The following is a 26,210-nucleotide window of genomic DNA, read 5'->3' on the forward strand; positions in this document are numbered from 1 at the left end:
GGAGTTTCCTTTCATCGGAGCGGTCCTCACTTCAGGAGGGCGCCGCGCGCCGTGGACGAGAGATGGTGGGCATCGCCTGCGTAGCTGACCGTGTAGCCACCGTGCAGGGTGAGGAGCACGAGCTGGGCCGCCGCGTTGCAGGTGGCGAACCCGGACTCGTTGGTGGTCGTCGTGCAGACCAGCCTCGCCCCGATGCGGAACTCCAGGGGCACGCCGGCGAGGGGTTGCCCGTTGCCGGTGATCGTGGCGCGGAGCTGGCCGAGCGGGAGCAGGAACGGGGTCAGCGACACCACGGCGGGCGTGGCCTGGATGGCGGTCGGCTGCTGTGCCACCGTGATGCTCCCGGGACCGGACGCACTGGCCGCGAAGCGGTTGCTGCCGGCGTACTCCGCGACGAGGGAGTGGCTCCCCGCGCCGAGCCCCGCGATGGTGGCGGTCGCGACGCCGGTGCCGCCAGCGCCCGGCGCCAGGGTGGCCGTGGCGACCACCTGGCCGTTCTCGGTGAACCTGACGGTGCCGGTCGGTGCGCCGAGGCGGTCCTCGCCCGGCGTCACGGTGGCGGTGAGGGTCACCGCGTCGCCGTAGACCGCGAAGTCGCGGTCGAGGGCGATCGTGGTCGTGGTCGCGACCAGGCCGACCTCCTGGGTCAGCTGTGCGGTGCCGGCGCCGTACCGGAGGTCGCCGGAGTAGAGCACGGTCACGACGTGGCTGCCCGGTGCGAGGTCGTCGACCGTCGCGGTGCTCGCGGCCCCGTCCACGAGCGCGACGGCCTGGCCGACCGGCTGGCCGTCGACGGCGAACTGGACGAAGCCGGTCGGGGCGATCCCGCCGTTCGCGGCGACCGCCTCCGCGGTGACCTCGGCCGTGAACCGGACGCCCTCGCCGACGCCGGACGACGGGTCGGAGGAGGCGACGGACACCTCGGGGACGGCGGTGTGCACCGTCTGCGTGAGGATGTCGCCGCTGCCGGAGAAGCCGGGCGCGGCCGTGAAGGCGGCGATGACCGTGTGGTCGCCCGGCTCGGCGGTCGCGACCGGCGGGCTCACCGCGAGCCCGTCCTCGACCGGCACGGGGCCGCCGAGGTCCCGCCCGTCCAGCGAGAACTGCACGCTGCCCTGCGGACTCTCGCCGTCGGCGGAGCCCTCGGCGGAGACCGTGGCGCGGAAGGTCACCGGCTCGCCGTACGACGAGGGGTTGGCGCTCGCGGAGAGCGTCGTCGTGGTCGCCACGACGGCCGTTCCCGGGATCACCGTGTGAGTGACGGCCTCGGAGGTGCTGGCACGGTAGTCGCCGTCACCCGCGAACCGGGCGGTGAGCTGGTGGGTGCCGGGCGGCAGGTCGTCCACGTCGAGGGTGGCCGTGCTGCCCGACGCAGCGGCCTCCAGCGGCGCGGCGCCGAGGATCTCGTCGCCGGCGAGGAAGGTCACCGTGCCCGTCGGGCTGCCCGACCCCGGGCTGAGGGCCGCGACGGAGGCCGTCAGCTGGACGGTCTGGTCCTGCACCGAGGGCGACGGGCTCGCCTGGACGACGGTGCCCGTGTCGGCCGGCGCGACGACCTGCTCGCGCTGGTCCGACCCGGCCTGGTAGGCGCTGCTGCCGGCGTAGCGGGCCTCGACGGTGTGGGTGCCGGCCCGCAGCGTGGTGACCGGCGGGAAGACCGCGACGCCGCTGTCGAGCGCCACCGGGTCGCCCACCGCGGTGCCGTCGACGAGGAGCTGGACCGTCCCGCCCGGCGTGCCGCCGCCGGGAGCCTCGACGGCGACGGTCGCCGTGAAGCTGACCGCCTCGCCGCTGACGGTGGTGTCGTCGGAGGCGTCGAGCGCCACGGCGACGGAGGCCTTCGCGACGGTCACCGTCCTCGGGGCGGCCGCGCTTCCGGCGTACACGTCGTCACCGGTGTAGGTGGCGACGACGGCGTTGCTGCCGACGGGGAGGTCGGTGACGACGACGGCGGCGTTGCCGTCCGCGCCGACGCCGGCCCGGCCCACCTCGGCGCCGTCGACGGTGAACACCACGTCTCCGGTCGGGGTGCCCGCTCCGGTCGAGACGGACGCGGAGAGCGTCACCGGCTGCCCGTGCACCGCGTTCGCCGGGGAGACCGACGAGGCCGTGCTGGTGCCCAGCAGCGGCTCGCGGACCCGGAAGGTGACCTCGCTGGAGGTGCTCCCGGTGTGGTCGCCGGACCCGCTGTAGGTCGCGCGGACGGTGTGGCTGCCGAGGCCGAGGGTCGACAGTGCGGCGCTGGTCGCCTGCCCGCCGCTCAGCGGGACCGGCGCGCCGAAGTCGGAGCCGTCGACGTTGAAGAGCACCGTGCCGGTCGGGGTGGCGCCGTGGTGCGGTGCGACGGTCGCGGTGAACCGGACCGGCTCGCCCACCGTGACGACCCCGGGGTCGGCGAGCACCGTCGTGGTCGTGGCGATCGTCCCGACCGTGAAGGGCGTCGAGGCGGTGGCGGACTCGAGCCCGCCGTCGCCGGCGAAGGTCGCGGTGAGGGTGGCCGCCCGCGGCGGTCCCGCCACGTCGAGCTGCGCCTGGGCGACGCCCGCGGCGTTCGTGGTCGCGCTGACCGAGCCGCCGCCGGAGAGCGCGAAGGTCACCGTGCGGCCTGCCGCGCTCGCGCCGGTGCGGTCGTTGAGGACGGCGCGGACGGTGGCGGTGCTGCCCTGCTCGGCAGAGGTGGCGCCGTCGTACGCGAGGGTGCTGCAGTTCTTCGGGGTGACCACGAGCGTGGCGGCGGTGGTGACGCCCCCGGCGGTCACGAGGACGCCCCAGCTGCCGCGTACGCCGGTCTTCTGCAGGCCGTCGGCCTGGGCCGGCGCGGTCAGGGTCGCGGAGTAGCTGCCCCCGGACGTCGTGGTGGTGCTGGTCGAGACCACCTGACCAGGCGACAGCGGCGACTTGTCGAGGGACACGGTGACCGGCACGCCGGCCGCTCCGGTGCTCAGCCGACCGGCGACCGCGATCTCGGCGCCCGCGCAGGTCAGCGACGGCGTGATGGTGCCGGTCAGCGTGGTCGCCGGGGCAGGCGTGGCCGCCGAGGAGAGCTTGCGGTCGAGGGTCAGCGTGGCGCCGTCGAGTGGGAGCTTGAGGTACTCCTGGGCGTCGTTGCGGTGGGCCGGGGACCACCAGTGCGTGCTGACGAGCTGCCCGTCGGAGCTCTGGGAGTGGACCCGCCGGGTCGCGATGCTGCCCGCGGGGACGCTCGCCGTGGCGTTGGTGACGTTGACGGGCGCGTCGAGGGAGAAGACGCCCTCGAAGGTGTCGGAGCCGCTGCCGTAGCTGCCCGCGTCGTAGCTGAACCCGCCGTCGTAGTCGACGTCGACGTCGTTGCGCCAGGCCTGACCGGCCTCGACCGGGAAGTCGATGGCGCGCCAGCCGCCCCGCGGCGTCATCACGAGGTCGACCGCGGCGGTGATGTTGGTCGAGATGATCGAGATCGAGGCCTTGGCCTTGAGGTTCTGGTGCTGCTGCTCCTGGAGCAGGGCCAGGTCGGACCGCCGGACGTAGCGGGTGCCGCTCACGGATCCGGAGAAGTTGCTGAGGTTGGCGTTTCCGACGCCGTCCACGGCCGCGCTGCCGCCGCCGCCGGTGATCGTCCCGCTGATGTCGAGCCGGTAGGCGCTCTGTCCCTGGAAGGTCTCCACGCCGGCGACGGTGTAGGTCACGCTCTCGTTGATCGTGACGTCCGCGGTGTCGGCGGTGTAGCGGAAGGTCGTCGCATAGGTCCACGACCAGCCGTTGGTCCACGCGGCGACGTCGTCGCCGCTGGCCTGGACGGCGCGCGCCGGGGAGCCGGCGGCGACCAGGCCGAGGGTCGAGACGACGGTCGCGAGGACGCTGAGCCAGGCCACCCGCCGTCGGAGCGCGCGCGGCGCGCGCCGGCGGCTGCCGGACAGAGGGGTGCGGTCGATCGGTGCTGGGAGCATGCGTCACCATCGGCGTGAGGAGGGACGCCACCCGAGAGGAACGGACGGACCGTGTGGCGGAGGGAGTGTCCGGGATTCAAGCAGGTTGTGGCGGGGCGCACACGGTTTTCTGAAAAGGGCTCACCTTTTCTTTGCCGAGACCGCCCCGGCGCGGCCTGCCGGGCGCCCGCGCGCGCCCCGGCTCGGTGATTCGCGGCCCGCGCCGTAACCTTGCTCCTTGTGGCTGGCCCCGACTACGACTCCGAGATCAAGCAGCTGACTGCGACGATGCACACCATCGAGCAGGTCCTCGACCTGCCCAAGATGGAGCGGGAGATCGCCGAGCTCGGGGTCCAGGTCGCGGCGCCCGACCTGTGGGACGACCAGGCCAACGCCACCCGGGTCACCGGCCGGCTCTCCGGCCTGCAGGGGCAGGTCGACCGCTTCCGCGCCCTGCAGCAGCGCATCGACGACCTCGCCGTCCTCGCCGAGCTCGCCGCGGAGGAGGCGGACGCCGACACGATGGCCGAGGCGGACGCCGAGCTCGCCCGGATCAAGGCGGCCGTCGAGGGGCTCGAGGTGCGCACCCTCCTGTCCGGCGAGTACGACGAGCGCGAGGCGATCGTCACCATCCGCTCCGGCGCCGGTGGGGTCGACGCCGCCGACTTCGCCGAGACGCTCATGCGGATGTACACCCGCTGGGCCGAGCGCAACAAGTACCCCGTCGAGGTCTACGACATCTCCTACGCGGAGGAGGCGGGCATCAAGTCCGCCGAGTTCGCCATCCACGCGCCGTACGCCTACGGGACCCTCTCCGTCGAGGTCGGCACCCACCGGCTGGTCCGGATCAGCCCCTTCGACAACCAGGGCCGCCGGCAGACCTCGTTCGCCGCGGTCGAGGTCGTGCCCCAGCTGGAGCAGACCGACGAGATCGAGGTCGACGAGAACGAGATCCGCGTCGACGTCTTCCGCTCCGGCGGTCCCGGGGGCCAGTCGGTCAACACCACCGACTCCGCGGTCCGGCTGACCCACGTCCCGACCGGCATCGTGGTCTCCTGCCAGAACGAGAAGTCGCAGCTGCAGAACAAGGCCGCCGCGATGATCGTCCTCAAGGCCAAGCTCCTGGCGAAGAAGAAGGCCGAGGAGGCCGCCCTCAAGAAGGACCTCAAGGGCGACGTCGCGGCCAGCTGGGGCGACCAGATGCGCAACTACGTGCTCAACCCCTACCAGATCGTCAAGGACCTGCGCACCGGCTACGAGACCGGCAACCCACAGGCCGTGTTCGACGGCGAGATCGACGGCTTCCTCGAGGCCGGCATCCGCTGGCGCCGGGGCGCCGAGCAGGCCGACGCCAACTGATCAGCGCGCCTTGGCCGCGGCCGAGCGCGGGCTGAACGGGCCCCAGCCGAGGGCGTTGCGGGCCTTGACCCGCAGCACCCACCGGCCCTTGCGGGGCAGGACCACGTCGGCGCTCGTCGTCGTGCTGGGCAGCGCCCCCGTGCTGGTGCGAGCGACGACCCGGCCGCGCGCGTCGAGCCGGAAGGCCTTGAGTACGTAGCCGTCGACGGCACCGCCGCCGCCGGCCGGAGGGCTCCACGACAGCCGCACGGTGACCTTTCCCCCGCGTGCGCCGCTGCGAGCGGTCGGGGCGCCGGGACGACCCGGACGGGACGTCGGCGGCCCCGGGTCCACGGACGGGAGGTCGGCCGTGGGGCCGTCCGGCTCGAGCGGGAGCTCGCTGGGCGGCGGCACGGGGACCCCGGTGCCGCCGGCACATCCGGACATCAGCAGCCGGTATGCGCCGGCGCTGCCGTACGCGTCGTAGCCGCCGGTGCTCCAGCCACTCGCGCCGCCGGCCCCGGAGCCGCCGCCGGACACGGCGAGATAGTAGGGGCCTCCGGTCAGCGGGACCGTGAGCGAGGCGCCCATCCCGCTGAGCCCGGCCGTGGTGCGCGTCGTCGCGGGGGCGTGGGAGGCGACGACCGCGCCCGCGGCGTTGCGCAGCTCGAGGACGATGTCCAAGTTGGGCCCGACCGCGGCGGGGGAGGCGCTGGCGGTGAGGGTGCCGGCACAGCCGGTCAGCGCGTACCAGTCGGCGTCGGCCGGCCCGGTGATCACGCCGGCGCCGTCGGGCAGCGTGCTCAGGTCCGCCGCCGTCGCGGGGGTGCTGCCCGCCTCGTCGGTGCGGGGCGGCAGGCCGTGGGCGCCGATGACCGCACGGTCGTCCTCGGCGTTGTTGGCGCCGGCATAGGAGCCGCGTGACCACTGGGTGACCGCGGCGGAGTACGGGCTGCCCATCACCGGACCCCACAGCGAGGTGCCGGTGTAGTAGCCGCTGGTCCCGGACCCGTCGTGAGCCAGGCCGAGGGTGTGACCGGCCTCGTGGGCCGCGGCCTCGGCCATGTTCTTCGCCTTCTGGCCCAGCGACGACGGGAACACCCACGCCGGGCTGTGCTGCTCCTGCGGAGCGATCTCGTTGAACGTGCCGATCCAGGCGATGCCTCCGCAACCGCCTCCGCACAGCTGGGACTGCACCGCGCCGTCGTTGGTGAACGCGACGCGAGCGCCGTACGTCGGGTCGCTGCTCGAGCTGCGGAACAGGCCGCCGTACAACGGCTCCTGCGTGGTCACGTCGACGTCCCAGGCGGCGAAGTCCTCGGCCACGCGCGCCCAGACCTCGCGGATGACCGCCCGCTCGGCGTCGGAGAACAGCAGGGCGAGGCTGTCGAGTGACCAGCCTCCGAAGAGCAGGCTGTTGAGCCCGTTGAGCAGCCAGGAGTTGCTCGCGAGCAGGCTGCCGCCGTCGAAGTCGAGGTAGATCGTGCGCGCGGCCCCCGGGCGGCTGTGCAGCGCGAAGGCATCGGTCGTCGCGGTCGCGGCGACGACCTCGGCGACCGCGGCCTCGGCCTCCGCGCTCGCCGCGGCGGTCGCCGTGGGCGGATGCCACTCGTCGACGGCGAACAGGGCTCCGTCGGGGGACGCCTCGATGGCCGGGTCCTGCGCCAGCAGGCGCTGCTCAGCTGCGCTCAGGCCGGCCGGCCCGGGGTCGGGCTCGGCCGAGACCGGGACCGTCAGTCCCGCGAGGCTCAGGCCGAGCGCGGCCACGGCGATGCTCCCCAAGCGCACCAGATGCTGCATGACCGGCCCATCGGTCGGCCGGTGGGCCCCCTGAGCCGTCGCAGGCCGGCTCGGGACGATGGTCCCGGCAGGTCCGACCGATCGGCGGGGTCCTCAGGTGAGCGGGACCGAGGCCGCCTGGGCGACGGCCACGCACCAGCGCCCGGCGCGCTCGACCAGCTCCTCCTGCGCCACGCTGGCCGGCAGGGTCAGGCTGCAGGCCAGCCAGGCGTCGCCGAACAGGCCGCGGAAGGACACCGTGTGCACGCCCTCGCCGGGGCAGACGACGCCCGCGGAGGGCTCGCCGTACGCCGGGGCGTCGGGCAGGGCCGTGCAGGGCGCCTGGGCCGATCCGGCCGCGATCTGCCGCGCCGCGTCGACCGTGACCGGGGGTGCGAACACCCAGCCGCGGGCCTCGCTCCCCGCGGTCCCGGCCGACGGAGCGTCTGCCTCGGCGTCCGTGCCGGGGGAGTAGCGGCAGCCGTACTCGTGGGAGACGTCGCCTCCGGGGAGTGCGTCGGACCGCTCGCCGTTGGCGTAGGCGGCGACGGTCGCCTCCGAGCCGAGGGCCTCCTCCACGGCGGCCGCGGGCACGAGGTCGCAGAAGGGCGCGCGCTGCACGACCGCCTTCGTGGTGTCGAAGTCGGCCAGCGCGACGGCCCGGTAGGCGGCCGGCTCCCGCGACAGCGTCGTGTCACCGGACTTCGCCACGCCGATGGCGACGGGAACGATCGTGAGCAGCGCGGAGAGCAGCAGCGCACGCAGGACCATCGGCACGCACGTCACCCTACCGACGCGCTGTCTGCGGGGAGCGACGTGACCTGGCTCTCCGTCCCCGCGACCCACCGGGGAACACCTCCGCCGGTCGGCTTCCGGGGTCGCGTACCGTCAGGTCAGTGATTCGCTTCGAGAAGGTCACCAAGCGCTACCCGGGCCCCGGCCGCCCGGCGCTCGACCAGGTCACCCTCGACATCGACAAGGGTGAGTTCGTCTACCTCGTCGGCACCTCGGGCTCGGGCAAGTCCACCGCGCTGCGCCTCGTGCTCCGCGAGCTGCGCCCCACGTCGGGCCGGGTCCACGTCGCCGGCAAGGAGATCAACCGCATGGCCGGCTGGAAGGTCCCCCGGCTGCGCCGCCAGATCGGCACCGTGTTCCAGGACTTCCGCCTCCTGCCCAACAAGACGGTCGCGGAGAACGTCGCCTTCGCCCAGCAGGTCATCGGCAAGTCGCGCCGGGAGATCGCCACCGTGGTCCCCGAGACGCTCGAGCTGGTCGGCCTGAAGGACAAGGCGGACCGCATGCCGGACGAGCTCTCCGGCGGTGAGCAGCAGCGCGTCGCGATCGCCCGCGCCTTCGTCAACCGCCCGATGATCCTCATCGCCGACGAGCCGACCGGAAACCTCGACCCGGCGACCTCCGTGGGCATCATGAACCTGCTGGGCGACATCAACGCCACCGGTACGACGGTCGTGATGGCCACCCACGACCACGGCATCGTCGACCAGTTCACCAAGCGGGTGATCGAGCTCGACCACGGCACGGTCGTGCGCGACGAGGCCTCCGGCAGCTACGGCTTCCAGCACTGATCGAGGAGATCCTTCTTTCCCATGCAGCTGCGCTATGTCTTCACCGAGCTCCGCACCGGTCTGCGTCGCAACCTGTCGATGCACCTGGCGGTGATCCTCACCCTGTTCGTGTCGCTCTCCCTGGCCGGCATCGGCATCCTCGTCCAGCGCGAGGCCACCGTCGCCCGCGACAGCCTCGGCGACGAGCTGAAGATCCTGGTCAACCTCTGCACCGCCGACGACCCGTCGCACAGCGCCAACTGCGCCAGCGGCGAGGTCACCGCCGACCAGCAGCAGCGCATCGAGAAGGAGATCGAGGGCAGCGACGAGGTCGCGTCGTACACCTTCCAGTCGAAGGAGGAGGGCTACCAGCGCGCCTACGAGCAGGCCAAGCGCAACAAGACCGCCGCGGCCTTCGAGGGACCGGACCCGGTGGTGACCGTCGAGAGCTGGCCGGCGGCGTACTGGGTGACCCTCGAGAGCCCCGAGCGGGCCGAGGGCATCACCAGCGCCCTCGAGGGCCTCGACGGGGTGTCGGGCATCCAGGACCAGCGCGAGGCGCTGGGCCAGATCTTCGGCATCATGACGGTGCTCAAGTACGGCTCCTGGATCGGCGCCGGCTTCCTGCTGTTCGCCGCGCTGCTGCAGGTGACCAACACGATCCGGCTCGCGGCCCTGGCGCGGCGCCGTGAGATCGGGATCATGCGTCTGGTGGGCGCCTCCACGCTCTACATCGCGCTGCCCTTCCTGCTGGAGTCGCTGGTCGCTGCGGTGGTCGGCGTGGCGCTGGCCGCCGGCGTGCTCGCGGCCTTCCAGCACTGGGGTGTGGAGCGGGCGCTCGCCGAGCACGTCGAGTTCCTGCCATGGGTCGACTGGGGTGACTACACCCAGGCGCTGGTCGGCCTGTTCCCGCCGGGCATCGTTATCCTCGGCCCGGCGCTCACGCTCATCCCGACACTCCTGCTGACCCGCAAATACGTCAAAGTCTGACCGCCGGCGACTACGGTCGCTGTGTTCGGTGAGCGAGCGTCAGCGAGCGAGCCGAACGACTCTTCCCCGAACACTGATTGGTCTGACTGTGCGCTCCTTCCCCAGCGCCCCGTGGCTGCGCCGTACCCTGCCCGCCCTGCGCGAGCGGCTGCCCGTGTGGGCCCACCCGCAATGGCTCGTGACCGCCGTCGCCGTCGTCATCGCGATCGCCGGCCTCGCCGTCCCGTTGGCCCACGCCGGCGACCGCGACGACCTCAAGGACAAGCAGAACCAGGTCCGCGGCGAGATCGCCGACGTCAAGGGCGACATCCACGAGGCCAGCCAGAAGGTCGCCAAGATCGCCCGGCGGCTCGAGAAGGCGAAGTCGGCGCTCGGCAGCGCCCGCTCGCGCCTGGCGTCGGTACAGGCCGACCTGGCCGAGGCGCGGGCCGCCGCGGCCACCCTCGCCACGCAGCTCACCGAGGCGGAGGGCCGGCTCACCGCTGCGCGTGCCGCGCTCGCGCAGGCGCGTGCCGACGTCGCGGTCCAGCGCGACAGCAGCCGGGACACGCTGATCTCCATCGCGACCAAGGGCGATGCGCGCCTGGCCCTCCTGGCGGCGTACGCCGAGGCGGGCTCGATCGAGGACGTGCTGATGGGCGAGACGACGAACAAGGTCGTCGTCGGCCGCCAGAACGACGCCCTGGTCGCCCTGGAGGCCGCCGAGGACGCGCTGGCGCAGCAGCGCGCCGCCGTCCGCGCCGCGCGCGACCAGGTCGCCGCCGCGAAGAAGGCGGCCGACGACAACGTCGTCACCATCTCCCAGCTGGTCGACCGGGCCGCCGCCACGGAGGCCGAGGTCGCCGGCCTGGTCGCGCACACCAAGGGGATGCGCAAGGAGGTCGTGGCCGCCCGCGAGGCCGACCGCGCCGCCCTGCGCCGGCTGGAGAAGCGCGAGGCGCGGATCCGCCAGCAGATCATCGAGCTCTCGAAGAAGCAGGGCGGCAGCTACAACGGCGACACCGGCGGTCTGCTCGCTCGCCCGGGCCCGGGGCCGGTCACCTCGCCGTACGGCTACCGGATCCACCCCATCTACGGCTACTGGGGCCTGCACAACGGCACGGACTTCGGCACCGGCTGCGGCTCCGCCCTGTGGGCCGGCGAGGCCGGCACCGTCATCAGCGAGTACTACGACGAGGTCTACGGCAACCGCCTCTACCTCGCGATCGGCAAGGTCAACGGCGCCGACATCGTGCTGGTCTACAACCACCTCAGCAAGTACGCCGTGCGCGAGGGCGCGAAGGTCAGCCGCGGCCAGGTCGTCGGCTACTCCGGCTCGACCGGCTGGTCCACGGGCTGCCACCTGCACTTCATCGTGATGCGCAACGGCGACCCGGTCGACCCGATGCAGTACCTCTGAGGCGCCCGCCGCCAAAGCGGTTGCGCCTGCTGAGAGAATCGGCCCCATGGCCAGGTCGTCGGTGAAGTCGGGTGCGAAGCAGGACGCGGTCGAGCGCAAGCTCGTCGCGTCCAACAAGAAGGCACGCCACGACTACCACATCGAGGACACCTTCGAGGCGGGCATGGTCCTGCAGGGCACCGAGGTGAAGTCGCTGCGGATGGGCCGCGCCAGCCTGGTCGACGGCTTCGTCGACATCGAGGGCGGCGAGGCCTGGCTGCACGGCGTCCACATCCCGGAGTACGCCCAGGGCACCTGGACCAACCACGCGGCGCGGCGCAAGCGCAAGCTCCTGCTCAACCGCGCGGAGATCGACAAGATCGAGCGCAAGGTCAGCGAGAAGGGGCACACCGTGATCCCCCTGTCGCTGTACTTCGTCAAGGGCCGGGCCAAGATCGAGATCGGCCTGGCCAAGGGCAAGAAGAGCTGGGACAAGCGCCAGGCCATCGCCGAGCGGACCGCCGACCGGGAGAAGCAGGAGGCCATCGGCCGCCGCCTGAAGGGGATGCGTGACTGAGGCGGACCCGGCGACGGCGCCGGACGAGCCCTCGCCGAGCTTCGACGCCGAGGTCGCGCAGGTGCGGGAGTTCTGGCAGGGCCTGGGCCTGCCGGGCCTGGTCGACGTCCATGCGCACTTCCTGCCGCCCAACATCCAGCGCGCGGTGTGGGCGGTGTTCGACTCCGCGGGCCCGAAGATCGGCCGGCCCTGGCCGATCCGCTACCGCGGCTCGCTCGACGAGCGGGTCGCCCAGCTGCGCACGTTCGGCGTACGCCGCTTCCCGACCCATCCCTACGCGCACAAGCCGGGGGTCGCCACCTACCTCAACGACTGGTCCCGCGAGTTCGCGGCGACGGAGCCCGAGATCGTCTGGTCCGCCACGTTCTACCCGGAGCCGGAGGCGGCGGGGTACGTCGCCGCGCTGGTCGACGACGGCGTCGAGATCTTCAAGATCCACCTGCAGGTCGGGGAGTTCCTCGCCGACGACCCGGTCCTCGACCCGGTGTGGGGCGTGCTGGAGGACGCGGGCACGCCCGTGACGGTGCACGCCGGCTCGGGGCCGGTCGGCAACGCGTTCACGGGCCCGGAATCCGTGGCGCGACTGCTGCGCCGCCACCCGCGCCTGCGGCTGCTCGTCGCGCACATGGGAGCCCCGGAGTACGAGGACTTCCTGGTGCTCGCCGAGCGCTACGAGAACGTCCACCTCGACACCACCATGGTCTTCACGGACTTCTTCGACCAGGACGGCGCCTATCCCGCCGGCCTGCTGCCGCGGCTCGTCGACCTGCAGCCCAAGGTGCTGCTGGGCTCGGACTTCCCGACCATCCCGTACCCCTATTCCGACCAGCTGCGCGGCCTGGCCCGCCTCGACCTCGGCGACGACTGGCTCCGCGACGTGTGCTGGCACAACGGCTTCCGGCTGCTCGGGGGGCCGACCGGAAATTCTTGACGTGAGGGATCTTCCCTCCGCAGGTCCGGAGGTGCTGGACTGTGCCCACCCATTTCCATCTCGGAGGAGAGCCATGCGTCTTCGTCTCCTGACCCTGGCCGTCGCCATCGCCGCCGGCCTGGGTCTCGTCGCTCCCACGTCCCCCGCGTCCGCCAGCACCGGCGGCACCCCGGACGGCGACACCCACCCCAATGTCGCCCTGATCGCGTTCTACGACGCCGAGGGCCGCTTCCGCTGCTCGGCCACCCTGATCAGCCCCACCGTGCTCGTCACGGCCGCGCACTGCACCTCGGGCACCCTCGGCAAGACCCTGGTCACGTTCGAGAGCGTGCTCGCGGAGGCCCCGCCGTCGCCGCTCCCCGTCGCCGCGGACGTCACCGCCGGCTACACCTCCGAGGAGCTGGCCGCCGCGGGCTACCTGTCGGGCACGGCGCACACGCACCCGCAGTACAGCGACTTCACCGACCTCGACAACTGGAACGACGTCGGCGTCATCGTCCTCGACGAGCCGGTCACCGACATCGCGCCGGCGCCCCTCGCCGAGCTCGGCGCCGCCGACGCGATCACCCAGCCGCGCAAGACCATCTTCACGGCGGTCGGCTACGGCACCGAGGTCCGCCAGGCCGAGTCCGGCCCGCAGAAGCCCACGCCGCAGAGCTACCCGCTCATCCGCCGCTACGTCGAGATGCCGGGGCAGAAGATCACCCCCCAGGTCATCCAGACCAACGGCAACGAGAAGGACCCGTTCGGCACCGGGGGCACCTGCTTCGGCGACTCCGGCGGCTCGCTGTGGCTCGACGGCAAGGTCGTCGGCGTGACCTCCTACGGCTACACGTCGAACTGCCGCTACATCGACGGCTACCAGCGCATCGACATCCCCGTCGTGGCCGACTGGCTGGCGCCCTTCCTGGCGTCCTGACGGCGCCCGGGGCGTCCCGGGTACGACGAGACCGAGGGGTCCGCGCGTGGCGCGGGCCCCTCGGTCTCGTCAGATGGTGGAGCTGCGGGGAATCGAACCCCGGTCCTCGAGCGCCGAGCCAGGTCTTCTCCGGGTGCAGTCAGCGATGGCGTGTTCTCGGTCCCGGCGCTCGCACTGACACGTCGCCGACAGACCCAGCCGGGTTTGAGTCCCGCGCCGCCCTCCCGGCGAGAGCGACGCAGCAAGTCTCCTAGATGACGCCTGGATCCGGGACGGAGACGGATGCCCGGTCAGACGCTTCGATCACTGCTCAGGCAGCGAGAGCGAAGGAACTGCGCTTAGCGTTGGCAGTTATTGGTTTCCAGCGATCGTTTACGAGATGACGCTGGCTTCTCGACCCGCTTCCCCTGGAACAAACGTCCCAAGTCGAAACCGATCAGCCCCTCTTGAGTTGTGTCGACATCGAGTCTACTGGTCCACAACGACATCGCCCCACCGGTTAGTCCCGCTGGCAGGATCGGGTGCATGAGACCAGACCTCGACCTCACCCCACGCCTGCGCGGCAGTGCCGCCCTCGCCGCGTCGGCGTACGGCGCGTCCGCGGTCGGCGCCGTCGCGATCGGAGCCCTCGCGCTCGGCGCGGTGGCCGTCGGGGCCGTCGCCGTCGGCCGGCTCGCCCTGGGGGAGGGACGCGTGCGCCGGCTGGTCATCGACGAGCTCGAGGTCAGGGTGCTGCGAGTGGGCTCGGTCGAGCCGCTCCCGTAGGCAGCGACCGAAGCGCCGGCCGGGCCGTCGGCCGCATCCGGGACGTCTGCTCCGCCGGTCCCCGGGTACCTCCCGAGCACCCCACAACCGGTGGGCGAGGAAAGGAAGAACCATGGGTACGCTCTTGTGGATCGCCGCGGTCGTCCTGGTCATCGCCGGCATCGTCACCCTGATCCAGGGCAGCATCCTGCTCGGCATCGTCCTGATCGTGCTGGGCCTGCTCGTCGGCCCGGGCGGAGTGTCGATCTTCAACGGGCGCGGCCGCAGCACGGTCTAGCCTGCACGCCCCGGTCCAGGCCGCCCCGGCATCGCCGGGGCGGCCTCGGCGCGTCCGGAGCCCTGCGGACCGGGACCGGCGGTCAGTGCGTGCCGGCCGCGACGGCGGCGGTGACCGCCTCGGCCACCGGGACCTCCCCGCCCACGAGGTCCCACTGGTGCCCGATCGTCTCCGGGCGGCCGACGACCTCTGCCAGCACCGCGGCGACGTCGGCACGCGTGACGTCACCGCGCGGCACGTCGGCGCCGAGGGCGACCCGTCCGGTCGCCGGGTCGTCGGTGAGCCGCCCCGGACGCAGGATGGTCCAGTCCAAAGGCCCCGCCCGCAACGCTGCGTCCGCATCGCGCTTCGCGGCGACGTACGCCGCCCAGACCTCGCCGGCGTCGGCGGCGACCGGACGGTCGACGTCGATGGCGGAGACCTGGACGAATCGCCGGATGCCCGTGGCCTCCGCGGCGGTCGCAGACTTCAGCGAGCCCTCCAGGTCGACGGTCCGCTTCCGCTCCGCATTGCCGTCGGGTCCGCCCCCGGCGGCGAACACCACCACGTCGCAGCCATCGAAGGCGCGGGCGAACCCGTCGACCCCGTCGCCCTCGATGTCGAGCAGGCGGACCTGGGCCCCGACGGCTTCGAGCGCGGTCCGCTGCTCCTCGCGTCGCACCAGGGCGACCGGCTGGTGTCCGGCCCGCACCAGCAGGGGGTGCAGCAGGCGGGCGATCTGTCCGTGACCTCCGACGACGGCGACGCGCATGACGCCAACCTACGTGCCCTGCGGGCGCACCGTGAGCGTCTGCGCGACCGTGCCGACCGGGCCGTGCTCGTCGTGCATCGCCGAGCTCGTGACACCGACACCGCCCGCGCCGTACGACTGGGTCGTGTCGAGCCCGAGCCACCCGCCCGCCGGGGCGCGCAGGAAGTGCGCGGTGAGGTCGAGGTTGGGGAAGGCGACCCGCGCGGGGTCGGCCCGCACGGCGATCCCGTTCGTCACGTCGACGAGCCCGGCGACCGCGGCGAGCCGACTGACCGGCTCGTCGTCGACGAGCGAGTGCGGGGTCCGGACCCAGACCATCGAGCGGCCCGGGCCCAGCTCCTTGCGGCGCACCTCGAGCGACGCGATGAACCCGCCGCGCCACAGGCCGGCCATGTCCCACGGCTCCATCTCGTCCGGCCCGGGCAGCGAGGGGAGGTCGGTCCCGGCGAGAGCGGCCGTGTCGTACGGCTCGGTCAGCCAGGCGCGCAGCAGGACGACGGCCCGTCCGCCGTACGACGCCGTCGCCTGCACGAGCTCGATGGTGCGCCCGGGGCGGAGGACCTCGACACTCACGTCGACCGGCTCGATCGGCACCGTGCCGAGGATGTCGTAGGAGAGCCGGCTGACGACCAGGCCGTCGGACCGGCGCCGGTCGCGGTCGCGCTCGACCTCGTGGGCCAGCACGCCCAGTGCGGGCGCGATGTGCTGGGTCGCGAGGTCCCAGGCGCCGCCCACGTGCTCGGTGGGAGCGAAGGTGTGCGGTGCGGTCCGGTGCCAGTACGCCACCCCCTCATCCTCCCGGGCGGACCGACCCCGGCCGTACCCCCGAAGGGAGGGCTGTCGGGGAGAGGCGGGACGTCGCCGTCGGCATCCGCCTCCTCGCCGACTGCCGTTCACCCGGCCCTCCCCGGTGGGCCACCTGCGGCTGGTCGGCTGACGCCATGACTCGCACGACCCTCCTCGGGAGGACCCTCATGGCTGCCACCACCTCCGCCCTCACGCTCGGCGTCGCCGTCGGCGGCGCGCTCGGCGCCGGCGCCGTCCCCGCGCAGGCCACGCCCGGCCACGGCGAGCGCCACGCCGCCGGCGAGCCGCTCGTCATCGCCCACCGCGGCGCGTCCGGCTACCGGCCCGAGCACACGCTGGCGGCGTACCGCCTCGCCATCCGGCAGGGCGCCGACTACGTCGAGCCCGACCTCGTCTCGACCAAGGACGGCGTGCTCGTCGCGCGTCACGAGAACGAGATCAGCGGTACGACGGACGTCGCCGCGCACCCCGAGTTCGCCGGCCGCAAGACCACCAAGGTGATCGACGGCGTCCCCGTCACCGGCTGGTTCACCGAGGACTTCACCCTCGCCGAGCTCAAGACGCTGCGGGCCAAGGAGCGGCTGCCGCAGGTGCGCCCCGAGAACACCCGCTACGACGGCCAGTTCGAGGTCCCGACCCTCGACGAGGTGATCCAGCTGGTGAAGCGCGAGTCGGGCCGGAGCGGCCGCACGATCGGCCTCGCGCCGGAGACCAAGCACCCCACCTACTTCGACTCGATCGGACTCTCCCTCGAGGAGCCCCTGGTCCGCTCGCTGCGCCGCAACGGCCTCGACCGGCCGCAGGCCAAGGTCGTCATCCAGTCCTTCGAGACCGGCAACCTGCGCGAGCTCGACGAGCTCACCCGGGTGCCGCTCGCGCAGCTCGTCGACGGCGCCGGCGCGCCCTACGACCTCAAGGCGTCCGGCAGCACGACGACGTACGCCGACCTGGTGACGCCCGCGGGACTGGCCGACATCGCGACCTACGCGGAGTGGGTGGCGCCGGCGAAGCACCGGATCCTGCCCCGCGACGCCGGCGGTGCGATCGGCGCGCCGAGCAGCCTGGTCGCCGACGCGCACGCCGCCGGTCTGCAGGTCGTGACCTGGACGCTGCGGCTGGAGAACCAGTTCCTGCCCACCAACCTGCGCCTCGGCACCGACCCGAACGCGCCGGGCGACCTCGCCGCCGAGGTCGAGGCCTTCCTCGAGGCCGGCGTGGACGCGCTCTTCGCCGACCATCCCGACATCGCGGTCGACACCCGCGACGCCTGGGCGCAGGAGCAGGGCGCGGCCTGACCGTCTCCGAGGTCCGCACGCTCCGCCGTGCCGCCGCTAGATTCGGCGGCATGGCGGACTGCGTCTTCTGCACGATCGTCGCCGGCGAGGCCGAGGCGGACCTCGTCCTCGACGAGCCCGACCTCGTGGCCTTCCTCGACCGGCGCCCGGTGTTCAAGGGCCACGTCCTCCTCGTGCCGCGCGCCCATGTCGTCACGCTGCCCGACCTCCCGGCCGGGCAGCGTGACGGCTTCCTCGCCGCCGCCCAGCGACTCGCCACCGCCGTGGTCGAGGGTCTCGGGGCGCAGGGCAGCTTCGTGGCGATGAACAACGTCGTCAGCCAGTCGGTGCCGCACCTGCACCTGCACGTCGTACCCCGGACCAAGGGCGACGGGCTGCGCGGGTTCTTCTGGCCGCGGACGAAGTACGCCGCGGGGGAGTCCGCGGAGTATGCCGCGCGCCTGCGCGCCGCCCTAGCGTCGTAGGCTGCGACCCGATCGCACTGGACTCGAGTGGGAAGAGCTGAGGTAAGCACCATGGGTCGTTTCGACGGGCGCGTCGCCGTCATCACGGGAGCCGCACGCGGGATCGGGTTCGGCACCGCCACCCGGTACGCCGAGGAGGGCGCCTCGGTCGCGATCGTCGACCTCGACGAGACCGCCGCCGCGGAGGCCGCCGCGAAGCTCCCCGTCGTCGGGGACGCCAAGGCCGTGGGCATCGGCGCCAACGTCTCCGACGGCACCTCGGTCGACGCCGCGATCGAGCGGGTCGTCGCCGAGCTCGGCGGGATCCACATCCTGGTCAACAACGCGGGCATCACTCGCGACAACCTCCTGTTCAAGATGAGCGAGGAGGACTGGGACCTGGTCATGGGCGTGCACCTCAAGGGCGCCTTCCTGATGACCAAGGCCGCCCAGAAGCACTTCGTGGAGCAGAAGTACGGCAAGGTCGTGAACATCTCGAGCATCTCCGCGCTCGGCAACCGCGGCCAGGCCAACTACTCGGCCGCGAAGATGGGCATCCAGGGCTTCACCCGGACTCTGGGCATCGAGCTCGGCCCCTTCGGCATCAACGTCAACGCGGTCGCCCCGGGCTTCATCGCGACCGAGATGACCGACGCCACCGCCGCCCGGCTCAAGCTCGACGTCGACGAGTTCCGCCGGCTCAACGCCGAGGCCAACCCGGTCAAGCGGGTCGGCTTCCCGGAGGACATCGCGGCCGCGGTCACCTTCCTGTCCAGCGACGAGGCGTCGTACATCACCGGCCAGACGCTGTACGTCGACGGCGGCATCTCGCTCGGCACCTGAGCCTCGCTCGAACCCGCTCCGGGCGGGGCGGACCTCCGCGACACGCGGGGGCCGCTCCGCCGTACGCCGGGCGTGTGGGCCAGACTGGCCGCGTGCGCGTTTCCACCCTCCGCAGTGCCCTGCCCGCCTCGCTCGTCGTGCTGAGCCTCGTGCTCGCCGGGTGCGGGGGTGACGACGGCGAGAAGAAGTCCGGCGGCGACGGGTCGTCCGCGACCGCGCCGGAGCCGGAGGTGCCGGACACCTGGCCGCTCACCGGCCTGGAGGCGGCCGAGGGGGAGAGCGTCGAGCAGGACCATCCCGTCGTCGTCACGAAGATCGACAACTCGCCGGCCAGCTCCCCGCAGGTCGGCCTCAGCAAGGCCGACCTGGTGGTCGAGGAGCTCGTCGAGGGCGGCATCACCCGGCTGGCCGCCTTCTACTACTCCCAGCTGCCCAAGGACATCGGCCCGGTCCGCTCGATGCGGGCCAGCGACATCGGCATCGTGTCGCCGGCGGGTGGCGTCATCGCCACCAGCGGCGCCGCCGGGGAGACCATCGCGCGGATCAACCGCAACAAGATCAAGTTCTTCGGCGAGGGCGGCCCGGGCTTCTACCGCAAGTCCGGCCGCAGCGCGCCGTACAACCTCTTCACCGACCTGACCAAGGTCGCGAAGGCCGCCGAGGACGCAAGGACGAGCGTCCTGCCGACTACCTGCCCTGGGGCACCGAGGCGGACTTCCCGGGCGGCGCGCCGGCGCCCTCCCTCTCGGCGCACTTCGGCAGCCGCACCACCAACTGGCGCTTCGAGAACGGCAGCTACGCCAACACCAACTCCAACGCCGCGCAGGGCGACCGCTTCCAGGCGAGCTCGGTGCTGGTGCTGCGGGTCAAGGTCGTCGACGCCGGCTACCGCGACCCCGCGGGCAACTTCGTCCCGGAGAGCAAGTTCGAGGGCCAGGGCGCCGCGCAGCTGTTCCACAACGGCCAGGTGGTCGAGGGGACCTGGTCCAAGGCCAAGGCGAGCTCGGCGCTGAGCCTGACCACCGCCGACGGCGCCGAGCTCAAGGTCCCGGCCGGCAAGGTGTGGATCGAGCTCGTCCCGGTCGAGGCCAGCAACGGCTCGGTGACCGTCGGCCAGTGAGCTGACGCGGACTCACTGCTCCGCGTCGGCGGCGGCGTCCTCGTCGTCCAGGTCCTCCCCACCGGCGGTGACGCTGGGCATCGCGACGCCCTGCTCCACCAGGCTCTGCACGCCGGCGAGCAGGAAGCCGATCGCGCCCTCGACGCGCCGGGCCGCGGCCTCGGGGTCTGCGGCGGTGGCGACCGACTCGCCGGCGGAGGACATCGCGCCGAAGAAGATCCGGGCGAAGGTCTGCAGCATGTCCTCGTCGAGGTCCCACGAGCCCGCGTCCAAGGTGGCGCGCACGATCTCGACGATGTTGGCGAAGGTCGAGCGCTCCTCCTGCTCGCGGAAGCGCTCGTAGCCCAGGACCGCCGGCCCGTCCTGGATCACGATTCGGCGGTAGGACGCCTCCTGGACCACCGCCAGGAAGGAGCGCAGGCCCTCGGTCGCCTTGCGCCACGGGTCCCGCTCGCCGCGCAGCGACTTCTGGATCCGCTTCGCCGCCTGCTGCTCGACCCGCTCGAAGACGGACTCGAAGAGGGCCTGCTTGCCCGAGAAGTGGTGGTAGAGCGCGCCCTTGGTCACCCGGGCGCCGGAGACGATCGCGTCGAGCGACGTGGCGGCGTACCCCTTCTCGGCGAAGAGCTGCTCGGCGACGTCGACGAGCGCCCGCTTGGTCGAGGCGGAGTACGACGCTCGGCGCGAGGCCCCGGGAACGCCGGGGACGGGGACCTTGGGGACGAGTTTCGAGACCGATGCCTTCGCCACCTGCCCAGCATAGGCGCGCCGTGACACCGGTCACTGTCGTGGGTGTGCGGGATCACGGTGTCGTGGCATTGGGCGTACCCGCGGTCTGCTCCATACTCGTAGTACGTACCAGCGGTATGTCGGCTGACCCCCGAGCGCCGGCGACCGCCGATCGAACCAAGGAGTGCTGACCATGACCTGGAAGGCCTTTCACAACCGGGGCGAGACCCTCCGCTCCGTCATCGCCACGTCGGCCGTCCGTCGCGACGGCCTCCTGCCCATGGACGTCGACGGCGTGTCCGCGGTCTTCCGGGACGAGCTCGACCTGCTGGCCGCCCTCACCTTGAAGTGGCACACCCGCCTGTCCGGGCAGATCGAGCGGATGCTCGCGCACCAGCCGATGGACCTCGCCGAGGCCGTCGAGATCGCGTGGAGCAACACCGCGCACGAGCTGCCCGGCGTGCGGATGATCATCGACCACTACCGCGCCCACCCGCTCGACGAGGAGATGGCGCGCGCCATGGACGCCGCCCGCTTCAAGGAGCACCACCTGCTCGCCGTCATGGCCGGGCGCACCAGCATCGGCGACGACGCCGCCGGCCGGATCGGCGCCGAGATCGAGGAGCGGGCCCGCCTGCTCCACCGGGGTCTCCCCGTGATCACCCCGGACGCGGCCTACGCCGAGCCGGAGGTCCGCGGCACCCTGCTCGAGCGGCTGCGCGCGGTCGTCGCCGCCTGACCGACCCGACTCCCTCCCGGGTGCGGCCCCGGGTCCGACGTGCCTTCCTCCCATCGCGCGTCGGACCCGGGGCCGCGTTGCTTGTTCTGGCGTTGTGCGGGGAGGGGGATGATGGGTCCATGTCGAGCGAGCTGACCGCCGGACGCCTGCTGCTGGCGTCGCCCGACCTGCTCGACCCCAACTTCGCCGACACGGTCGTGCTGCTGCTCGACGTGAACGACGACGGCGCGCTCGGGGTCGTCCTCAACCGGCCCACGGCACTTCCGGTCTCCGAGGTGCTGGGGGAGTGGGGCGAGGTCGTCGAGGAGCCCGAGGTGCTCTTCCAGGGTGGCCCCGTCGCGACCGACGGCGCCCTCGCGGTGGCCCTCGCCGCGCCGGGCGGCGAGCACGGCGCCGGCTTCCGTCCCGTCTGGGACCGCGTCGGCCTGCTCGACCTCGACACGCCCCGCGAGCTCGTCGAGGGCACGGTCGACCGGCTGCGCATCTTCGCCGGCTACGCCGGCTGGGGAGCCGGCCAGCTCCAGGCCGAGATCGCCGAGGGCAGCTGGTACGTCGTACCGGGGCAGGTCGAGGACGTCTTCGGCTGCGACACCCGCGACCTGCGCCGCCAGGTCCTGCGCCGCCAGCCCGGCGACCTCGCCCTGCACGCGACCCGGCCCGTCGACCCCGAGCTGAACTGAGTGGCGCTGGTCTGTTTCTGCTGTCTGCTGCCTGGGGGTCCCGGGCGCGGATTCACCACGGGATGTAGGGCAGTCCGCGCTTCCCCCGTGGAACTCCGCTACAGATGCTCGGATTCGGCTACATCCCGTGGTGAATCCGCCCCGGCCGCGCCCCGCCCGCACCCGGCCGACCCGCCAGACTTGAGACATTCATGTCTCGCATGAGACACTGGTGTCTCAAGGAGGAGCCATGAATACCCGGGACACGGTGCTCGCCGCCGCCCAGCGCCTGCTCACCACCGATCCGACCGCCTCGATCGCCCAGATCGCCGCCGCGGCCGGCGTGGGCCGCGCGACCGTCCACCGCCACTTCGCGACCCGCGAGGACCTGCTCCACGAGATCGGCGTCCGCTCGCTCGAGCGCTGGGCGCAGAGCCTGGCCGAGGCGGACCTGGCGGGCGCCGTGGCGTCCGGCGATCCCGCCCGGCTGCGCACCTGTCTCGACGATCTCCTCGGCAGGTTCGTCGTCGACGCCGAGGAGCTCGGCATCGCGCTGACCGACCCGACGGTCCTCAACGCCCCCGACCTGCGCGAGCGCGCCGAGGCGCTCTTCGCCGAGGAGGTCGCCCTCTACGCCGCCGCGCAGGCCGCCGGCGTGCTGCGCGGCGACGTACCCGCCCGCTGGCTCGGTCATTCCGTCTACGGACTTCTCGTGGCCGTCCGCGACGCCCTCGTGGCCGGCGACATCGCCCGTCGCGACGCCCCGGCCCTGGTCCTCTCCATGTTCCTCGAGGGGGGTGCCGCCCGATGACCGCCACCGTGCCGGCGCCGGCGGGCGCCACCTCGCCCGGCCGGAGCGGCCGCCGCTGGGGCGGACTGGCCGTGCTGGCGGCCAGCCTGCTGGTCGTCGTGATGGACATGACCGTCCTCAACGTCGCGCTGCCCGACCTCACCGCGGACCTGCAGGCGGGCGCGATCGCGCAGCTGTGGATCGTGGACGTCTACTCCCTCGTCCTTGCCGGTCTCCTCGTCCCCCTCGCCGCTCTCGCCGACCGGTGGGGGCGGCGCCGGATGCTGCTCACCGGCTTCGCGATCTTCGCGCTCGCCTCGCTGGCGGCGCTGGTCGCGCGCAGCCCGGGGGACGTGATCGCCGTCCGCGCCCTGCTCGGCGTCGGCGGCGCGATGATCATGCCCGCGACCCTCTCCCTGATCCGGGCGCTCTTCCCGGACGCCCGCGAGCGCGCGTTCGCCCTGGGGCTCTGGGCCGCCACCGCCGCCGTCGGCGGCGCCGTCGGGCCCATCGTCGGTGGCGCGCTGCTCAGCGCGTTCAGCTGGCACGCCGCCTTCCTCGTCAACGTCCCGCTCATGGTCCTCGCGCTCGTCGCCGGCGTCCTGCTGCTCCCCGAGAGCCGCTCCGAGCGGCCCGGACGCGTGGACGCTCTCGGCGTCCTGCTCTCGGTGGGCGGCATGATCGCGGCCGTCTACGGCGTCAAGCATCTCGGTAAGGGCGACCTGGACCCGGTCACCGCGCTCACGCTCCTCGCCGGTCTCGCGCTGCTGACCGGCTTCGTGCGGCGCTGCCTGCGTCAGGACGAGCCGATGCTCGCCGTACGCCTCTTCGCGGACCCGGTCTTCCGCTCCGGCGTGGGGACCGCGCTGGTGAGCAGCACCGCGATGATGGCGCTGCTGTTCGTCGGCTCGCAGTGGCTGCAGCTGGTCCAGGGCTGGAGCCCGCTGATGGCCGGCGTGGCGCTCCTCCCCATGGCGCTCGGCGGGCTGGTCGGGCCGCCGCTGGCGCCCACCGTCGCCGCCCGGCTGGGCGCGCGCCCGGTCGTCGTCGCCGGGCTCGTCGTGCTCGCCGCCGGCATGCTCACGCTGTGGCTGCTCCCGCGCCCGATGCCCTATGCCGGTGTGGCGGTCGCGCTGCTCCTCGTCGGCTTCGGTACGGCGGCCCTCGGCCTCGCGTCGGCACTCATCATGGGCGCCGCACCGGTGCATCAGGCGGGCTCCGCCGCCGCGGTCGAGGAGATGTCCTACGAGATCGGCGGGGTGCTCGGCATCGCCGTCCTCGGCAGCCTCGCCGGCGCCGTCTACCGCCACGGCCTCCCGGACGGGGCCGGCGCGGCCGCGCTGGAGTCGGTCACCGGAGCACTCGGCACGCCGGTGGAGCCCGCCGCGCTCGCGGCGTACACCGACGCCTTCGGGGCGGTCGGCCTCGCCGGGGCGGCGATCACCCTCGTGGTCGCGGTGCTGGTGTGGAGAGGTCTCCCGGAGGACGTCGATGTCTCGGGCGGGCACTAGACTGCATCCGTGACCACGATCGGCTTCTCGACAGACACGGACGTCCGCGAGGACCGCCGTACCGTCCCGACCGACGAGGGCGACCACGAGCGTTTCTCCCACTACGTGGAGAAGGACAAGCTCACCGAGGCGATGGTCATGGGCACGCCGGTCGTGGCCCTGTGCGGCAAGGTCTGGGTGCCCAGCCGCGCGCCGGAGAAGTTCCCGGTCTGCCCGGACTGCAAGGAGATCTGGGAGAGCCTCGGCGACGACAAGCCGGGCGGCTCCGGCGGCGGGTCCGGTCCCGACGCATGACCTCGCTCGGTCCGGCCTGGCCGGAGCGGGCAGCCTGGGGCACGGCGCCGTCGCTGCGTGCCTGGCAGTCTGCCGCGCTCACCGACTATCTCGCTCGCAACCCGCGGGACTTCCTCACCGTCGCCACCCCCGGCGCCGGCAAGACGACGTTCGCGCTCACCGTCGCCGCCGAGCTGCTCGGTCGGCGCATCGTCGACCGCCTGGTGATCGTCGCCCCGACCGAGCACCTCAAGCAGCAGTGGGCCGAGGCCGCCGCCCGCGCGGGCCTGCCGATCGACCCGACGTACTCGGCGGGCTCCGGCAAGATCTCCAGTGACTACGTGGGCGTCGCGGTGACCTACGCCGGCGTCGGCGTCAACCCGCTTGCCATGCGGATCCGCACCGAGCGCTTCAAGACGCTGGTGATCCTCGACGAGATCCACCACGCCGGCGACTCGCTGAGCTGGGGCGAGGGCGTGCGCGAGGCGTTCGAGCCGGCCACGCGCCGCCTGGCCCTGACCGGCACGCCCTTCCGCTCCGACATCAACCCCATCCCGTTCGTCACCTACGCACCGGGCGAGGGCGGGTTCCCGACGTCGGTCGCCGACTTCACCTACGGGTACGCCGACGCCCTCGCCGACCACGTCGTCCGGCCGGTCCTCTTCCTGGCCTACTCCGGCCAGATGAGCTGGCGCACCCGGGCGGGCGACGAGGTGGCCGCCTCGCTCGGCGAGCCGCTCACCAAGGACATGACCTCCCAGGCGCTCCGCACCGCCCTCGACCCCCAGGGCTCGTGGATGCCGTCGGTGCTCGCGGCCGCCGACAAGCGGCTCTCCGAGGTGCGCCGCCACGTGCCCGACGCCGGCGGCCTGGTCATCGCCTCCGACCAGGAGTCGGCGCGGGCCTACGCCAAGCTGCTCAAGCAGATCAGCGGCGAGTCGGCGACGGTGGTGCTCTCCGACGAGAAGGCGTCGTCGAAGAAGATCTCGCAGTTCAGCGAGAGCGACAGCCGGTGGATGGTCGCGGTCCGGATGGTCTCGGAGGGCGTCGACGTCCCGCGGCTCACCGTCGGCGTGTGGGCAACGACCACCTCGACCCCGCTGTTCTTCGCGCAGGCGGTCGGCCGCTTCGTGCGTGCGCGCCGGCGCGGGGAGATCGCGTCGGTCTTCCTGCCCTCGGTGCCGAACCTGCTCTCCTTCGCCGCCGAGCTGGAGGCGCAGCGCGACCACGTGCTCAAGCGCAAGGTCAACGACGAGGGCGACATCTTCGCCGCCGAGAACGACCTGATGGCCCAGGCCAACCAGGGCGAGGCGGCCTCCGACGACCTCGAGGCGCTGCCGTTCGAGGCGCTCGGGTCCGAGGCCCGCTTCGACCATGCGCTGTACGACGGGGCGCAGTTCGGCCACGAGGGCGAGGTCCACGTGGGCTCGGAGGAGGAGATGGACTTCCTCGGCATCCCCGGCCTGCTCGAGCCCGACCAGGTCAGCGCCCTGCTCCAGCAACGCCAGGCCGACCGCCGTCGTACCCGCCCGGCGGGCGCCGCGGGCGCGGACCGGCGGGCCGACACCGTCGCCGAGGTCACCACCCACGAGCACCTCGCCCTGCTCCGCCGCGAGCTGAACTCCCTGGTCGCCTCGTGGCACCACCGCACCGGCCAGGCGCACGGGATCACCCATGCCGCGCTGCGCAAGGAGTGCGGGGGACCCGCTGCCGCGGTCGCCAACGCCGAGCAGCTGCAGAAGCGGATCGACCGGATCCGGGAGTGGGCGGTGCGGAAGTCGTCGTAGGGCGGGGTGCGGTGATTCCGTCGCCGCGTGAGCCAGCCC

At 72.8% G+C, this 26,210-nt stretch carries 25 protein-coding genes, 1 other RNA gene and 1 pseudogene; 20 read left to right on the top strand and 7 right to left on the bottom strand.

The window, feature by feature from the left end; translation table 11 throughout:
* Positions 1-26: 26 nt before the first annotated feature.
* On the bottom strand, positions 27-3,926 hold the full coding sequence (locus ACJ5H2_RS05445) for an Ig-like domain repeat protein (protein ID WP_408898555.1): 3,900 nt from the start codon (positions 3,924-3,926) through the stop codon (positions 27-29).
* Positions 3,927-4,145: 219 nt separating this feature from the next.
* Here ACJ5H2_RS05445 and prfB point away from each other — a divergent pair, with 219 nt between their 5' ends.
* Positions 4,146-5,264 (top strand): peptide chain release factor 2, encoded by a 1,119-nt coding sequence (prfB, locus tag ACJ5H2_RS05450; RefSeq protein ID WP_408898556.1) that lies wholly within the window; start codon positions 4,146-4,148, stop codon positions 5,262-5,264.
* On the opposite strand, the gene ACJ5H2_RS05455 is transcribed toward prfB, so the two are convergent.
* The gene (locus ACJ5H2_RS05455; RefSeq protein ID WP_408898557.1) at positions 5,265-7,043 is read right to left on the bottom strand and encodes a fibronectin type III domain-containing protein; all 1,779 of its coding nucleotides are present in this window, start codon (positions 7,041-7,043) and stop codon (positions 5,265-5,267) included.
* A 93-nt stretch (positions 7,044-7,136) separates the two neighbouring features.
* Entirely contained in the window at positions 7,137-7,799 is a 663-nt protein-coding gene (locus ACJ5H2_RS05460) for a hypothetical protein (RefSeq protein WP_408898558.1), read from the bottom strand.
* A 119-nt stretch (positions 7,800-7,918) separates the two neighbouring features.
* Between ACJ5H2_RS05460 and ftsE the strand changes: the two genes are divergently transcribed.
* From ftsE to ACJ5H2_RS05490, 6 genes are all read left to right on the top strand, one after another.
* Positions 7,919-8,608: a cell division ATP-binding protein FtsE gene (ftsE, locus tag ACJ5H2_RS05465; protein ID WP_408898559.1), complete on the top strand. Its 690-nt coding sequence runs from the start codon at positions 7,919-7,921 to the stop codon at positions 8,606-8,608.
* Positions 8,609-8,629: 21 nt separating this feature from the next.
* Positions 8,630-9,577, top strand: a complete 948-nt coding sequence (gene ftsX / locus ACJ5H2_RS05470; RefSeq protein ID WP_408898560.1) for a permease-like cell division protein FtsX — start codon at positions 8,630-8,632, stop codon at positions 9,575-9,577.
* 88 nt (positions 9,578-9,665) lie between these two features.
* Positions 9,666-10,976 carry a M23 family metallopeptidase gene (locus ACJ5H2_RS05475; RefSeq protein WP_408898561.1) on the top strand — a complete coding sequence of 437 codons (1,311 nt, stop codon included), beginning with the start codon at positions 9,666-9,668 and terminating at the stop codon, positions 10,974-10,976.
* Between the two features lie 46 nt (positions 10,977-11,022).
* Entirely contained in the window at positions 11,023-11,532 is a 510-nt protein-coding gene (gene smpB / locus ACJ5H2_RS05480) for an SsrA-binding protein SmpB (RefSeq protein ID WP_408898562.1), read from the top strand.
* Positions 11,525-12,463, top strand: coding sequence for an amidohydrolase family protein (locus ACJ5H2_RS05485; RefSeq protein ID WP_408898563.1), 939 nt, complete (start codon positions 11,525-11,527; stop codon positions 12,461-12,463). Before smpB ends, ACJ5H2_RS05485 begins: the two co-directional genes overlap by 8 nt.
* 73 nt (positions 12,464-12,536) lie before the next feature.
* The gene (locus ACJ5H2_RS05490; protein WP_408898564.1) at positions 12,537-13,382 is read left to right on the top strand and encodes a S1 family peptidase; all 846 of its coding nucleotides are present in this window, start codon (positions 12,537-12,539) and stop codon (positions 13,380-13,382) included.
* Between the two features lie 74 nt (positions 13,383-13,456).
* Here ACJ5H2_RS05490 and ssrA read toward each other — a convergent pair.
* Positions 13,457-13,826, bottom strand: a transfer-messenger RNA (tmRNA) gene (gene ssrA / locus ACJ5H2_RS05495).
* An 81-nt stretch (positions 13,827-13,907) separates the two neighbouring features.
* Between ssrA and ACJ5H2_RS05500 the strand changes: the two genes are divergently transcribed.
* On the top strand, positions 13,908-14,147 hold the full coding sequence (locus ACJ5H2_RS05500) for a hypothetical protein (RefSeq protein ID WP_408898565.1): 240 nt from the start codon (positions 13,908-13,910) through the stop codon (positions 14,145-14,147).
* Between the two features lie 112 nt (positions 14,148-14,259).
* Positions 14,260-14,424, top strand: coding sequence for a GPGG-motif small membrane protein (locus ACJ5H2_RS05505; protein WP_408898566.1), 165 nt, complete (start codon positions 14,260-14,262; stop codon positions 14,422-14,424).
* A gap of 82 nt (positions 14,425-14,506) precedes the next feature.
* Here ACJ5H2_RS05505 and ACJ5H2_RS05510 read toward each other — a convergent pair whose 3' ends face one another.
* Together ACJ5H2_RS05510 and ACJ5H2_RS05515 are read right to left on the bottom strand one after the other, a co-directional pair.
* Positions 14,507-15,175, bottom strand: coding sequence for an SDR family oxidoreductase (locus tag ACJ5H2_RS05510; RefSeq protein ID WP_408898567.1), 669 nt, complete (start codon positions 15,173-15,175; stop codon positions 14,507-14,509).
* Between the two features lie 9 nt (positions 15,176-15,184).
* Entirely contained in the window at positions 15,185-15,961 is a 777-nt protein-coding gene (locus ACJ5H2_RS05515; protein WP_408898568.1) for a thioesterase family protein, read from the bottom strand.
* Between the two features lie 155 nt (positions 15,962-16,116).
* Between ACJ5H2_RS05515 and ACJ5H2_RS05520 the strand changes: the two genes are divergently transcribed.
* From ACJ5H2_RS05520 to ACJ5H2_RS05540, 5 genes and pseudogenes are all read left to right on the top strand, one after another.
* Positions 16,117-17,277 (top strand): glycerophosphodiester phosphodiesterase, encoded by a 1,161-nt coding sequence (locus ACJ5H2_RS05520; protein ID WP_408898569.1) that lies wholly within the window; start codon positions 16,117-16,119, stop codon positions 17,275-17,277.
* Positions 17,278-17,327: 50 nt separating this feature from the next.
* Entirely contained in the window at positions 17,328-17,741 is a 414-nt protein-coding gene (locus ACJ5H2_RS05525) for an HIT family protein (protein WP_408898570.1), read from the top strand.
* A gap of 51 nt (positions 17,742-17,792) precedes the next feature.
* Positions 17,793-18,563 (top strand): SDR family NAD(P)-dependent oxidoreductase, encoded by a 771-nt coding sequence (locus ACJ5H2_RS05530; protein ID WP_408898571.1) that lies wholly within the window; start codon positions 17,793-17,795, stop codon positions 18,561-18,563.
* A gap of 230 nt (positions 18,564-18,793) precedes the next feature.
* Positions 18,794-19,171, top strand: a pseudogene (locus tag ACJ5H2_RS05535) (DUF3048 domain-containing protein); the annotation flags it as partial.
* 83 nt (positions 19,172-19,254) lie between these two features.
* Positions 19,255-19,683 carry a DUF3048 C-terminal domain-containing protein gene (locus ACJ5H2_RS05540; protein ID WP_408899590.1) on the top strand — a complete coding sequence of 143 codons (429 nt, stop codon included), beginning with the start codon at positions 19,255-19,257 and terminating at the stop codon, positions 19,681-19,683.
* 12 nt (positions 19,684-19,695) lie between these two features.
* Here the strand turns inward: ACJ5H2_RS05540 and ACJ5H2_RS05545 are convergent, their stop codons facing one another.
* Positions 19,696-20,433 (bottom strand): TetR/AcrR family transcriptional regulator, encoded by a 738-nt coding sequence (locus ACJ5H2_RS05545; protein WP_408898572.1) that lies wholly within the window; start codon positions 20,431-20,433, stop codon positions 19,696-19,698.
* Positions 20,434-20,605: 172 nt separating this feature from the next.
* On the opposite strand from ACJ5H2_RS05545, the gene ACJ5H2_RS05550 reads away from it, so the two are divergent.
* The 6 genes from ACJ5H2_RS05550 to ACJ5H2_RS05575 all read left to right on the top strand — a co-directional run bounded on the left by ACJ5H2_RS05550 (position 20,606) and on the right by ACJ5H2_RS05575 (position 26,171).
* Entirely contained in the window at positions 20,606-21,151 is a 546-nt protein-coding gene (locus ACJ5H2_RS05550) for a hypothetical protein (protein ID WP_408898573.1), read from the top strand.
* A gap of 119 nt (positions 21,152-21,270) precedes the next feature.
* Positions 21,271-21,831 (top strand): YqgE/AlgH family protein, encoded by a 561-nt coding sequence (locus ACJ5H2_RS05555; RefSeq protein ID WP_408898574.1) that lies wholly within the window; start codon positions 21,271-21,273, stop codon positions 21,829-21,831.
* A 229-nt stretch (positions 21,832-22,060) separates the two neighbouring features.
* Positions 22,061-22,621 (top strand): TetR/AcrR family transcriptional regulator, encoded by a 561-nt coding sequence (locus ACJ5H2_RS05560; RefSeq protein WP_408898575.1) that lies wholly within the window; start codon positions 22,061-22,063, stop codon positions 22,619-22,621.
* Complete coding sequence (locus ACJ5H2_RS05565) at positions 22,618-24,111, top strand: MFS transporter (RefSeq protein ID WP_408898576.1); 1,494 nt, start codon at positions 22,618-22,620, stop codon at positions 24,109-24,111. The genes ACJ5H2_RS05560 and ACJ5H2_RS05565 overlap by 4 nt, the downstream gene beginning before the upstream one ends.
* An 18-nt stretch (positions 24,112-24,129) precedes the next feature.
* On the top strand, positions 24,130-24,405 hold the full coding sequence (locus tag ACJ5H2_RS05570; protein ID WP_408899591.1) for a DUF3039 domain-containing protein: 276 nt from the start codon (positions 24,130-24,132) through the stop codon (positions 24,403-24,405).
* Positions 24,402-26,171, top strand: a complete 1,770-nt coding sequence (locus tag ACJ5H2_RS05575) for a DEAD/DEAH box helicase (RefSeq protein WP_408898577.1) — start codon at positions 24,402-24,404, stop codon at positions 26,169-26,171. The genes ACJ5H2_RS05570 and ACJ5H2_RS05575 overlap by 4 nt, the downstream gene beginning before the upstream one ends.
* Positions 26,172-26,210: the final 39 nt, after the last annotated feature.

Origin of the sequence: Nocardioides pymetrozini (genome assembly GCF_046058985.1) — a bacterium.
Classification (GTDB): Bacteria; Actinomycetota; Actinomycetes; order Propionibacteriales; family Nocardioidaceae; genus Nocardioides.

What these genes read in the sequence shown, in the direction of transcription:
- ACJ5H2_RS05455 (WP_408898557.1), bottom strand. Translation starts at nt 7,043, where the DNA reads ATGCAGCATCTGGTGCGCTTGGGGAGCATCGCCGTGGCCGCGCTCGGC.
- ACJ5H2_RS05560 (WP_408898575.1), top strand. Translation starts at nt 22,061, where the DNA reads ATGAATACCCGGGACACGGTGCTCGCCGCCGCCCAGCGCCTGCTCACC.
- ACJ5H2_RS05510 (WP_408898567.1), bottom strand. Translation starts at nt 15,175, where the DNA reads ATGCGCGTCGCCGTCGTCGGAGGTCACGGACAGATCGCCCGCCTGCTG.
- smpB (WP_408898562.1), top strand. Translation starts at nt 11,023, where the DNA reads ATGGCCAGGTCGTCGGTGAAGTCGGGTGCGAAGCAGGACGCGGTCGAG.
- ACJ5H2_RS05525 (WP_408898570.1), top strand. Translation starts at nt 17,328, where the DNA reads ATGGCGGACTGCGTCTTCTGCACGATCGTCGCCGGCGAGGCCGAGGCG.
- ACJ5H2_RS05565 (WP_408898576.1), top strand. Translation starts at nt 22,618, where the DNA reads ATGACCGCCACCGTGCCGGCGCCGGCGGGCGCCACCTCGCCCGGCCGG.
- ACJ5H2_RS05575 (WP_408898577.1), top strand. Translation starts at nt 24,402, where the DNA reads ATGACCTCGCTCGGTCCGGCCTGGCCGGAGCGGGCAGCCTGGGGCACG.
- ACJ5H2_RS05445 (WP_408898555.1), bottom strand. Translation starts at nt 3,926, where the DNA reads ATGCTCCCAGCACCGATCGACCGCACCCCTCTGTCCGGCAGCCGCCGG.
- ACJ5H2_RS05500 (WP_408898565.1), top strand. Translation starts at nt 13,908, where the DNA reads ATGAGACCAGACCTCGACCTCACCCCACGCCTGCGCGGCAGTGCCGCC.
- ACJ5H2_RS05505 (WP_408898566.1), top strand. Translation starts at nt 14,260, where the DNA reads ATGGGTACGCTCTTGTGGATCGCCGCGGTCGTCCTGGTCATCGCCGGC.
- ACJ5H2_RS05530 (WP_408898571.1), top strand. Translation starts at nt 17,793, where the DNA reads ATGGGTCGTTTCGACGGGCGCGTCGCCGTCATCACGGGAGCCGCACGC.
- ACJ5H2_RS05555 (WP_408898574.1), top strand. Translation starts at nt 21,271, where the DNA reads ATGTCGAGCGAGCTGACCGCCGGACGCCTGCTGCTGGCGTCGCCCGAC.
- ACJ5H2_RS05490 (WP_408898564.1), top strand. Translation starts at nt 12,537, where the DNA reads ATGCGTCTTCGTCTCCTGACCCTGGCCGTCGCCATCGCCGCCGGCCTG.
- ACJ5H2_RS05550 (WP_408898573.1), top strand. Translation starts at nt 20,606, where the DNA reads ATGACCTGGAAGGCCTTTCACAACCGGGGCGAGACCCTCCGCTCCGTC.
- ACJ5H2_RS05520 (WP_408898569.1), top strand. Translation starts at nt 16,117, where the DNA reads ATGACTCGCACGACCCTCCTCGGGAGGACCCTCATGGCTGCCACCACC.
- ftsX (WP_408898560.1), top strand. Translation starts at nt 8,630, where the DNA reads ATGCAGCTGCGCTATGTCTTCACCGAGCTCCGCACCGGTCTGCGTCGC.